At 71.4% G+C, this 10,331-nt stretch carries 9 protein-coding genes and 3 tRNA genes; 5 read left to right on the plus strand and 7 right to left on the minus strand.

Going from position 1 to position 10,331, the window contains the following annotated elements; all coding sequences use genetic code 11:
* Nucleotides 1-173: 173 nt before the first annotated feature.
* Nucleotides 174-416 carry a hypothetical protein gene (locus K6I33_RS24640; RefSeq protein ID WP_229356711.1) on the minus strand — a complete coding sequence of 81 codons (243 nt, stop codon included), beginning with the start codon at nucleotides 414-416 and terminating at the stop codon, nucleotides 174-176.
* A gap of 186 nt (nucleotides 417-602) precedes the next feature.
* On the opposite strand from K6I33_RS24640, the gene K6I33_RS24645 reads away from it, so the two are divergent.
* On the plus strand, nucleotides 603-1,097 hold the full coding sequence (locus K6I33_RS24645) for a MarR family winged helix-turn-helix transcriptional regulator (protein WP_229356712.1): 495 nt from the start codon (nucleotides 603-605) through the stop codon (nucleotides 1,095-1,097).
* A 23-nt stretch (nucleotides 1,098-1,120) separates the two neighbouring features.
* On the plus strand, nucleotides 1,121-2,755 hold the full coding sequence (locus K6I33_RS24650; RefSeq protein WP_229356713.1) for an MDR family MFS transporter: 1,635 nt from the start codon (nucleotides 1,121-1,123) through the stop codon (nucleotides 2,753-2,755).
* Nucleotides 2,756-3,048: 293 nt separating this feature from the next.
* Here K6I33_RS24650 and K6I33_RS24655 read toward each other — a convergent pair whose 3' ends face one another.
* From K6I33_RS24655 to K6I33_RS24665, 3 genes are all read right to left on the minus strand, one after another.
* Complete coding sequence (locus K6I33_RS24655; protein WP_229356714.1) at nucleotides 3,049-3,828, minus strand: TetR/AcrR family transcriptional regulator; 780 nt, start codon at nucleotides 3,826-3,828, stop codon at nucleotides 3,049-3,051.
* A 66-nt stretch (nucleotides 3,829-3,894) separates the two neighbouring features.
* Entirely contained in the window at nucleotides 3,895-5,409 is a 1,515-nt protein-coding gene (locus tag K6I33_RS24660; RefSeq protein WP_229356715.1) for an MFS transporter, read from the minus strand.
* A gap of 120 nt (nucleotides 5,410-5,529) precedes the next feature.
* On the minus strand, nucleotides 5,530-6,267 hold the full coding sequence (locus tag K6I33_RS24665; RefSeq protein ID WP_229356716.1) for a response regulator transcription factor: 738 nt from the start codon (nucleotides 6,265-6,267) through the stop codon (nucleotides 5,530-5,532).
* 130 nt (nucleotides 6,268-6,397) lie between these two features.
* On the opposite strand from K6I33_RS24665, the gene K6I33_RS24670 reads away from it, so the two are divergent.
* Complete coding sequence (locus K6I33_RS24670) at nucleotides 6,398-7,288, plus strand: TIGR03620 family F420-dependent LLM class oxidoreductase (protein ID WP_229356717.1); 891 nt, start codon at nucleotides 6,398-6,400, stop codon at nucleotides 7,286-7,288.
* Nucleotides 7,289-7,336: 48 nt separating this feature from the next.
* On the opposite strand, the gene K6I33_RS24675 is transcribed toward K6I33_RS24670, so the two are convergent.
* From K6I33_RS24675 to K6I33_RS24685, 3 genes are all read right to left on the minus strand, one after another.
* A tRNA-Met gene (locus K6I33_RS24675) sits at nucleotides 7,337-7,410 on the minus strand.
* A gap of 27 nt (nucleotides 7,411-7,437) precedes the next feature.
* Nucleotides 7,438-7,510 (minus strand) — tRNA-Arg (locus tag K6I33_RS24680).
* Between the two features lie 249 nt (nucleotides 7,511-7,759).
* Nucleotides 7,760-7,850: transfer RNA gene (locus K6I33_RS24685), tRNA-Ser, on the minus strand.
* 220 nt (nucleotides 7,851-8,070) lie between these two features.
* Between K6I33_RS24685 and K6I33_RS24690 the strand changes: the two genes are divergently transcribed.
* Both K6I33_RS24690 and K6I33_RS24695 read left to right on the plus strand, forming a co-directional pair.
* Complete coding sequence (locus K6I33_RS24690; protein WP_229356718.1) at nucleotides 8,071-8,532, plus strand: SSI family serine proteinase inhibitor; 462 nt, start codon at nucleotides 8,071-8,073, stop codon at nucleotides 8,530-8,532.
* 214 nt (nucleotides 8,533-8,746) lie between these two features.
* Nucleotides 8,747-10,331, plus strand: a 1,585-nt coding sequence (locus K6I33_RS24695; RefSeq protein ID WP_229356719.1) for a PAS domain-containing protein, incomplete at its 3' end; no start/stop codon positions are given.

Below are 10,331 nucleotides of genomic sequence, written 5' to 3' on the forward strand. Positions count from 1 at the left end.
ACCCCCTCCCGTCCCCGATCGCCCCGGGCGGCAGGGCGGAGGACACCTGGAAGGTGTGCGTGGCCGAATGGCGGGTCCCGCCGGGGGTGCGGATCGAGACGCGGGAGGTCAGGGCGGAGTGGACATGAGCCCAGGGGTCCGGGGGACCGGGGGCTGAGCCCCCGGAAAAAAAATCAGCTCAGCGCCAGCCAGGCCGCGCCTGCGACCAGCACGATCGCGACGATCACGCCGACGATCAGTCCGGCACCCGGTCCGGAGGACTTCGCCCGGCGGGCCGCCGCCCGTCCTCCACCAGGCACGGCGCCGGCACTCGGCACCGGCGCGGGAGCGCTCTCGTCGGCCACGAACGCTCGGAACATCTGCGTGCTGCCCGCGGGGTCGTACTCGCCACCGGGGTTCTGCTGAGGGTTGGCCATGGGCGGGACCCTAGCGAAAGCCCTTGCCGCCGCGCCCGGCGGGCCGCCCCTTTACGCCCACCCGAAGAACCCTTGGATCTCCTTTTACCCGATAATCCCATTTTTCATTTGCCTTCAGCAACCAATCTTCCCTATGGTTGCCCAGAGCAACCTAACCGAGCGAGTGGCACCCGGGAGCCGAGGCCCATGGCCGCACAGAAGCAGTACGAGGAGCTGGCGCGCCAACTGAGCGCCATCGGCGCGGTCAAGCGCGGCCTGAGCCGCGCCCTGCCGCAGGACTGCTCCCCGGCCACGGCCATCATGCTCACCCTGCTGAAGCAGCACGGCGAGATGCGGATGAGCCGCCTCGGCGAGCTGCTGTCCATCGACGCCTCGGTGACCAGCCGGCACGTCGCCTACGCCGCCGAGCGCGGCTGGCTCGACCGGCAGCCCGACCCGCTCGACAAGCGGTCCCGGCTGCTGAGCCTCACCGCCAGCGGCGCCGAGCTGCTCGACGAGGTCTCCGCGCGCTACACCGACGCACTCGCCCACGCCCTCCAGGACTGGTCCGACGACGACGTCGGCCACCTCATCGGCCTGATGAAGCGGCTCCGCGACAGCTTCGGCGACTGCCGGACACGGCCGTACCACCACTCCGGCGCCCCGTCCGGCGCCGACTCCACCACCCGTACACCCGTCTGACCACCAAGCGAGAAAGGAAGTCCATGGCCAAGTCCTCACCGGCAGGTGTGCGGGACGCCTCAGGAGCCCCGGCGCAGTCCGGAGCCCCCGCCGACGCGGCGCCCATGACGCACCGCCAGATCATGGAGGCCCTCTCCGGGCTGCTGCTCGGCATGTTCGTCGCGATCCTCTCCTCGACGATCGTCTCCAACGCGCTGCCCGAGATCATCCACGACCTCCACGGCAGCCAGTCCTCCTACACCTGGGTCGTCACGGCCTCGCTCCTGGCGATGACCGCGTCCACCCCGCTCTGGGGCAAGCTCTCCGACCTCTTCAGCAAGAAGCTGCTGGTCCAGCTGGCGCTGGTGATCTATGTGGCGGGCTCGGTCGTGGCCGGTCTGTCGCAGAACACCGGCATGCTCATCGCCTGCCGCGTCATCCAGGGCATAGGCGTGGGCGGCCTGTCCGCCCTGGCCCAGATCGTCATGGCCGCGATGATCTCCCCGCGGGAGCGCGGCCGTTACAGCGGCTACCTCGGCGCGACCTTCGCCGTGGCGACCGTCGGCGGCCCGCTGCTCGGCGGCGTCATCACCGACACCAGCTGGCTCGGCTGGCGCTGGTGCTTCTACGTGGGCGTACCGTTCGCGATCATCGCGCTGATCGTCCTCCAGAAGACGCTGAAGCTGCCCGTCGTCAAGCGGAACGTCAAGGTCGACTGGCTGGGCGCCTTCTTCATCACCGCGTCCGTCACCCTGCTGCTGATCTGGGTCACCCGGGCCGGCAAGGGCAAGGACTACGACTGGATCTCCTGGCAGACCGGTGTGATGGTCAGCGGCTCGATCCTGCTCGCCGCGCTCTTCCTCCTCACGGAGTCGAAGGCCAGCGAGCCGATCATTCCGCTGCGGCTGTTCCGCAACAAGACCATCGCCCTGTCCTCGCTCGCGAGCCTCTTCGTGGGTGTGGCGATGTTCGCCGGCACGGTCTTCTTCTCGCAGTACTTCCAGCTGGCGCGCGGCGAGTCGCCGACGATGTCCGGTGTGCTGACGATCCCGATGATCGGCGGTCTGTTCGTCTCGTCGACCGTCTCCGGCCAGATCATCACCAAGACCGGCCGCTGGAAGTCCTGGCTGCTGACCGGTGGTGTGCTGCTCACCGCGGGCCTGGGCCTGCTGGGCACGATGCGCTACGACACCCCGTACTGGCACCTCGCGATCTACATGGCGCTGACCGGTCTCGGCATCGGCATGATGATGCAGAACCTCGTGCTCGCCGCGCAGAACCAGGTCGAGCCGAAGGACCTCGGGGCCGCCAGCTCCGTCGTCACCTTCTTCCGCTCCCTGGGCGGTGCGGTCGGTGTCTCCGCGCTGGGCGCCGTCCTCGCGTCGCGGGTGCCGGACTACGTCAAGGACGGGCTCACCGCGCTCGGCCCGAAGGGCGCGGCGGCCATGGGCCACGGCGGTACGGGCGGCGGTGGCATCCCGGACCTCAAGACGCTGCCGGCGCCGCTCCGCACGGTCTTCGAGAGCGCGTACGGGCACGGCATCGCGGATGTCTTCCTCTACGCGGCGCCGTGTGCGCTGATCGCCTTCATCGTGACGCTCTTCATCAAGGAGGTCGCGCTGAAGGGCACGCCCGGGGCGGCGACCGCCGCCTCCGAGCCGGCCGGGAAGGCCGGCTGACGAACCCCGGCCGACGGGGGCGCGCGCCATGAGCGGAGCGCGCCGCCTTCGTCGGCCGGTCGCCCGGACGGACCGGAACGGCATGGACGGTCCCCGGGCCCACGGCCCCGGCGGGGGCGCGCGGTTTTTCAGGCAGGGGACGGCCTGACGCGCGCCACCTCGCCGGGGCCCTATCCGTTCGTGGGTGGGCCGGGGGCGGGGTGGGCCAGAACCGCGCCGTCAGGCGCGGGAAACCCCTACGGCGGGCAGCCGGAAACGCAGGGGCACCCATCAGGCCCGTGGGGGCCGGGCTCTCAGGACCGGGTCGCCCCGCGCGAGCGGTCGCGCATGACTTCGATGCCCGCGATCACCGTGTCGAGCGCGACCGAGAAGTCCCGCTCCCACATCTCCCGGACACTCCCGTGCTCCGCCGTCCGGGTCTCGACGAGCTCCGTCGCCTCCTGGTACCGGTCCGTGAACTCCACACGGCTGGTGAAGGTCTCGACGACGTGCTGGTAGTACTCGTCCTCGGTCAGCCCCTGCGCCCGGCAGCGCTCCGCGTACATGCCCTCGACGGAGGCGAAGCCGTACACGAACTGGAAGAGCGCCGAGATCGCGCCGGTCATGGCGTGCGGCGGGACCCCGCTGCGTCGCATGACGGCCAGCGTCGCCTCGGAGAGGGCCAGGGCGTGCGGGCCCATGTTGAGGTACTGGCCGAGCAGCCGGGACACCCAGGGGTGGGCGACGAGGATCCGGCGGTACTGGACCGCCAGATCGCGCAGCTGCTCATGCCAGTCGACGGTCTCGTCCGCGGGGTCGGGCAGGACGAACTCGGCGCTCACCTGGTCGAGGGCGAGCTCCAGGAGGTCGTCCTTGGTGTCGACGTACCAGTAGATCGACATGGCGGTCACGCCCAGCTCGGCCGCGAGGCGCCGCATCGAGAACTTCGCCAGCCCCTCGGTGTCGAGCATCCGCACCGTCGTGGCGACGATGCGCTCCAGGTCGAGCGTGCTCTCGCCCTCGGTCTTGCGCCGGGGTTTGGCGGCCAGCCACACACTGACCCGGGAACCGCCCGCGCGACCTTCGCTCGCCATGCCGGTTCTCTCTCTTTCCACTGGTCAGTACTCCTCGCATGCTACGTCCACGCCCCACGGCCCGGACTACGCCGCCTGCTTCTCCGCCCGGCGCAGCAGGAAGGCCGCCAGGATGCCGCCCGCGAGCACCGCGCACGCGCCGACCAGCTGACTGGCCTGCAGGCCGGAGGCGAAGGCGTCCTCGACGGCGGCGCGGTCCGCCGCCGTACGGGCGTGGCCGAGCGCCTCGGGCAGCGAGCCCGCTCCGGTGGCGACGGCCGGGATCAGCGCGGCGAAGCGGGAGTTGAGCACCGCGCCGAGCACCGCGACGCCGAGGCCGTTGCCGGTCTCCTGGAGCGTGCCGTTGACGCCGGCGCCGACGCCGGCCTTCTCCGGCGGGATGGCGGACATGATGGCGTTGGCCATGGCCGGCATGTTGATCGCGATGCCGACGCCCATGAGGATCAGGCCCAGCAACATCCCGCCGTAGCCGTCGGCCCCGAGGGTGGCGATGGCGGCCAGACCGGCGGCGAGCAGGCCCATGCCGCCCGCGATGGCGGCGGGGGTGCCGATCTTCGGCAGCAGCCGGGCGCCGACGCCGGTGAAGTTGAGGACGACGATGACCAGGGCCAGCGGCGTCATGCGCAGACCGGTCTCCAGTGGGTCGTAGTGCAGGACCAGTTGCAGGTGCTGGCCGAGCAGGAAGAACGAGCCGCCCATGCCGAAGGCGACGAGGATGCCGCCCGAGACCGCGCCGACGAAGCGGCTGTTGCGGAAGAAGTGCATGTCGAGCATCGGGTACGGGCAGCGGCGCTCCCACAGGGCGAAGGCGGCCAGGGTGACCAGGCCGACGAAGGCCGAGGTGAGCACCCGGGCGGAGGTCCAGCCGTGGGCGGGGCCGGAGATGATGGCGAAGACGACGCCGGTCATGCCGATCGTGGACAGCAGCGCGCCGAGCAGGTCGGGGCGGTCGCCCGAGGGGTTCTTGGACTCGGGCACCCACTTGAGCACGGCCAGCAGGCCGAGCACGGCGACCGGCAGGTTGATCAGGAAGATCGAGCCCCACCAGAAGTGGTTGAGCAGGGCGCCGCCGACGATCGGCCCGCCGGCGAAGCCGAGCGCGCTCACCGCTCCCCAGAGGCCGATGGCCTTGGGGCGCTCCTCGTCGTCGAAGACCTGCACGACGACGGCCAGGGTGGTCGTCATCAGCAGGGCGCCGCCTATGCCCATGCCCGCGCGGGCGGCTATCAGCTGGCCGGTGGTCCCGGAGACCGACGCGGCGAGCGAGCCGAGACCGAAGAGGGCGAGCCCGGCCGCCAGGAGCTTCTTGCGCCCGTAGCGGTCGGCCGCGCTGCCCGCGGTGAGCAGCAGGCCCGCCTGGACCAGTGAATAGGCGTTGATCATCCACTGGATGTCGGCGGTCGAGGCGCCCATCTCCTCGGTGAGGGAGGGGATCGCGACCGTGAGGACGGTGTTGTCCAGGAGCACGGTGAGCTGGGCGAGACAGATGACGCCCAGCACCAGCCACCGCGTGGGATTGCGGTGCGGCTTCGGGTCGGCCCCGGTGGTGGGTGATGGCGTTTCCGCCGCGGTCGCGGTCATAAGGATTCCCCCCTGTACGGCGCATGGCCTTATACGGTGTACGACTGGCTTGCGTCGTACACCGTACAGGACCTGCTCTACGCCGTACAAGGCGATTTTTCGGGGCCCCGCGCCGAGGCGTCACACCGCCGGTTTGATGAGGTAGCCGGCGCCGCGCCGGGTGTGGATCATCGGCGCCCGGCCGGCGTCGATCTTCCGGCGCAGATAGGAGATGTAGAGCTCGACGACGTTGGCCCGCCCGCCGAAGTCGTACGACCAGACGCGGTCGAGGATCTGCGGCTTGCTGAGCACCCGGCGGGGGTTGCGCATCAGGAAGCGCAGCAGCTCGAACTCGGTGGCGGTGAGGTGGATCTCCGTACCGTCCCGGGAGACCTCGCGGCTGTCCTCGTCGAGGACCAGGTCCCCCACGGTCAGCACGGACTCCCCGCGCGGCACGGCCGCGCGCGAGCGGCGCAGCAGGCCGCGCAGCCGGGCGACGGCGTCCTCCATGCCGAACGGCTTGGCCACATGGTCGTCGCCGCCGGCGGTGAGGCCCGCGACGCGGTCCTCGGCCATGTCCCCGCCGGCCAGGAACAGCACCGGCACACCGGGCCGTTCGCGCCGCAGCAGCCCCAGCACCGTCAGCGCGTCCATGCCGGGGAGCGCCATGTCCAGGACCACGGCGTCCGGCCGGAACTCCCGGGCGCGGCGGACGGCTTCGGCGCCGTCGGCGGCGGTCCGGACCTCCCAGCCCTCGTAGCGCAGCGCGAGGGAGAGGAGGTCGGCGAGCGCGGACTCGGCGCCGACGACCAGGACGCGTACGGCGCTTCCGCCGTGGTGCCGGGACTGGGTACGCGCGTGGGGCGAGACGATGGTCATGCCGCCGATGGTGGAACGGGCGCGTGAGAGCGTCCTTTCGGCATTCTGTGAATCGTCTGAGAATCGGACCGGGAATATCCGGATGGAACCTCCGGTTGCCGTCGCCATGGCATCCGGAAATGATCACCACATGAACGGCGCGGCCGAGTCCCTCGGCGCCATCGGCGTCTGGAGCGTCGCCCTGCGCGTGAACGACCCCGCCCGGCTCGGCGAAGTCCAGGAGGCGGCGGCCGAGTTGGACGAGCTCGGCTACGGCACCCTCTGGGTCGGCGGCAGCCCCTCCGTGGCCCAGGCCGGGCATCTGCTGGCCGCGACCGAGCGCGCCACCGTCGGCACCAGCATCCTCAGCATCTGGGACCACACCGCCGACGAGGTCGCCGCCGCGTACGCCGCGCTGGAGCCGGGCCGGCGCGAGCGCTTCCGCCTGGGCCTGGGCGCCAGCCACGCCCATCTGGCCTCCGGCTACGCCCGCCCGTACTCGGCGATGAAGGACTATCTGACCGCCCTCGACAACGCGCCCGTCCCGGTCCCCGCCGGGCAGCGGCTGCTGGCCGCGCTCGGCCCGAAGATGGTGGCGCTGGCGGCGGAGCGCGCGGCGGGTGCCATCCCCTATCTCGTCACGGCCGAGCACACCGCCCAGGCCCGGGAGAAGCTGGGCGAGGGCGCGGTGCTGGCGCCCGAGCTCAAGGTCGTCCTCGACCCGGACGTGGCCCGCGCCCGGGAGACCGCCCGCGCGTACCTGTCCTTCTATCTGCCGATGCCCAACTACACCAACAATCTGCTGCGGCTCGGCTTCACGGAGGAGGACTTCGCGGGAGGCGGCAGCGACCGGCTCGTCGACGCGCTCTTCGCCCTCGGCGACACCGAGGCGATCAGGGCCCGGGCCGACGAGTTCCTGGCGTCGGGCGCCGACCACCTGGCCGTCCAGGTCGTCCTCGCCCCGGAGCGGGACCCGCGGCGCGACACCCTCGCGCGCGCGGAGTGGCGCACGCTGGCCGAGGCCCTGCCGCTGAGGAACTGAAAGAACGCCGAAGGCCCGGTACGAAACGTACCGGGCCTTCGGACTTAGTAGCGGGGACAGGATTTGAACCTGCGACCTCTGGGTTATGAGCCCAGCGAGCTACCGAGCTGCTCCACCCCGCGACGGACGAGAGACGAATCTCCCGACAGTGCGCTCGGCAGGATTCGAACCTGCAACCTCTTGATCCGTAGTCAAGTGCTCTATCCGTTAAGCTACGAGCGCTCGGCTTCCCGGCGTTTTCTTGCCGGTCGGCGTTGCGTGGACAACATTACATGAACCTCGCCGTCAGACGAAATCCATTGCCAGCGACCCACCTGACCTGCGGAAACGCCATTTTTCAAGATCGTGGGTGTGGGTTCTGCGGGCGGTTCCGGGGGAGAGTTCCGTTCCGGGGGAGAGTTCCGGGGGAGAACGGCCCCGGATACGCGGAAGCCCCGGCCGTCCTGGGACGACCGGGGCTTCCGGTTACTGCGGAGGCGGAGGGATTTGAACCCTCGATGGGCTTTAAGGCCCAAACCGCATTAGCAGTGCGGCGCCATAGACCGGACTAGGCGACGCCTCCTCCCCCCTCGCGCGTGCGCCAGGGGTGCGTGCAGATGATGACACAACATTGCGGCCGGTCACCAATCGCACCCCTACGGTACCGGGCGAAGGGCGCCTCGGGCAAAGGCGTTCGCGGCGCGCAACGCGGGGCGCTCCGGAGCGTTAGTGCGGGTGAGGGGTCCGGCCGGGCGATCCGGCCGCCCGGCCCCGCGTTCGCTCACACCCCGGGAGTCCCCCGAATGCCGCTCCGCCGCCTCGCCCTCGCCGCCGCCCTGGCGCCCGCGCTGCTCGCGCCGGCCGCCTCGGCCGCCCCGCTCCCCCTGGACGGGCTGGACCGCTCCGCCGACCACCTCACGATCACCGTGACCGACACCGGCGGCCGCGACGGCAGATACGAGCTCTACTGCCACCCGGCCGGCGGCACCCATCCGCGCGCCAAGGACGCCTGCGACCAGCTGGACGGGCAGACGACCTGGGGGAAGGACCTCTTCGCACCCGTACCCAAGGGAACGGACTGCACGATGGTCTACGGCGGACCGGATCGCGCGCACGTAAGCGGAACGTGGGCCGGACGGCCGGTGAACGCGGACTTCAGCAAGGCGAACGGCTGCGAGATGGCCCGCTGGAACCGGTTCTCCACTGTGTTCGGGGAGTCGAAGGGCTCGCCGAAGAAAACGCCCGCGCGGGTGCCTCTGGGCTGACCGGAAGGTCCCCACGAAGAGGGACACGAGGGGCATGTCCGGCCTGCCCGAGACGCCCCGGAGAGCCTTACCGGAACCTCCCGGCACACCCGTCATCCGCAGTAGCGCCCACCACGGCAGCCCGTAGACTTCCCCTCGATGACAGGCCCCGCAGGCGGTACAAAACCGCCCGGAGCGGTCGGCAAGGTGCGGTAACCAGGGAGGAAGCGTCGTCGTGAGCAGCAGGCCATCCCGAGGCGCTGCTCGCCTCGCAGCCATACTCGACGCCCTCCCCGACGCGCTGTTGCTCGTCAACTGCAACGGCACGGTCGTCAACGCCAACCACATCGCGCTGGAGACCTTCGAGGTGCCCGGCACCGGGCTCGTCGGGCGCGGTCTGCTCGACCTGCTCCCGGAGTTCGACTCCCGGCGCATCCCCGGCGGGCTGCGGGCCCCCCGCGACGATCCGGACGGCGGCCGCACCCGGCCCACCCGCATGATCGCCCGGCGCACCGACGGCACCCAGTTCCCCGTCGAGGTGACCAGCGCCAACCTCGACGGCCGCACCCCGTACGCCGAGCCGAGCGCCTCCTACGAGGACGAGCTCCTCATGCTGGTCGTCCGCGACCTGACCGGCACCATGGACACCGAGGCCGAACTGGCCCGTTCGCAGCGCCAGACCGAGATGATCCTGCGCGCGGCGGCAGAGGGCGTGGTCGGCGTCGACACCGCCGGCAAGGTCGTCCTCGTCAACCCCTCGGCCGCGCAGATCCTCGGCTACCGCGCGAGCGACCTCGGCGGCCGTGAGCTCCACTCCCTGATCCACCACTCGCGCGCGGACGGCACGCCCTTCCCGTACGAGGAGTCGCCCATCGCCGACACCCTGCGCTCCGGGCGCAAGCACCGGGTGCGCGGGCAGGTGCTGTGGGCCAAGGACGGGCGCCCGGTGGCCGTCGACCTCACGACCGCGCCGGTGCGCGACGGCGAACAACTCGTGGGCGCGGTAATGACCTTCACCGACCGCCGCCCCTACGACGCGCTGGCCGCGCGCCACGCCCAGTTGCTCAACCTGGTCGACGGCTCGCTGCGCGGCCCGCTCGACCGGCTCCGCGCCGAACTCGGCACCCTGGCCGACGACCCGGCGGGCCAGCTGTGGCCCGAGGCCAACCAGATCCTCCACCATCTCGCCGCCGGATACGCCCGGATGCGGTCCCTCGTCGACAACGTCCTCGCCTATCAGCGGCTGGACGCGGGAACGGACAAGCTCACCCGGAAGAAGGTCGCGCTCGACGAGGTCGTCACGGCGGGCGTCGACGGCGCGGTCGAGCTGATCGGCCCGGGCCGCGCGCAGTTCGCCGTCCACGCGCCGGCCATCGAGGCCGAGGTGGACGCGGAGCGGTTCGCGCAGGCGCTGGCGCATCTGATCGCGGACGTGGCGGGCGTCGACTCCACGGGCGCCACGACGGCCCCTCTCTCCGGCACGGGTGCGGGCTCCGGCGACTCGACGATCGTCGTCGCGGCGGCACAGCGCGGGGAGGTCGTCCGCATCGAGGTGCGTGGCCCCTTCCCGGGCGGCGACCCGGTGCACGGCCCCCTGGTGCGGGGCATCGTCCGGCGCCACGGCGGAGTGCTCCAGACGCACGACATGCCCGGTTCGTCGGGCGGCAAGGCGTACGTCCTGGAGGTGCCGGTCTCGGCCGAGGCGGGCCCGGTCCCGCCGGGCGCGGAGCGGCGCGGGCCGGACACGGAGAATCTGACGACCGTCATGCCGATGCCGACGCAGCGGGGCCGGGGCGGCGTCCGGGCTCGTGCCCCGGTGG

Origin of the sequence: Streptomyces sp. UNOB3_S3, from assembly GCF_020740895.1 — a bacterium.
In the GTDB taxonomy this organism is placed as follows: Bacteria; Actinomycetota; Actinomycetes; order Streptomycetales; family Streptomycetaceae; genus Streptomyces.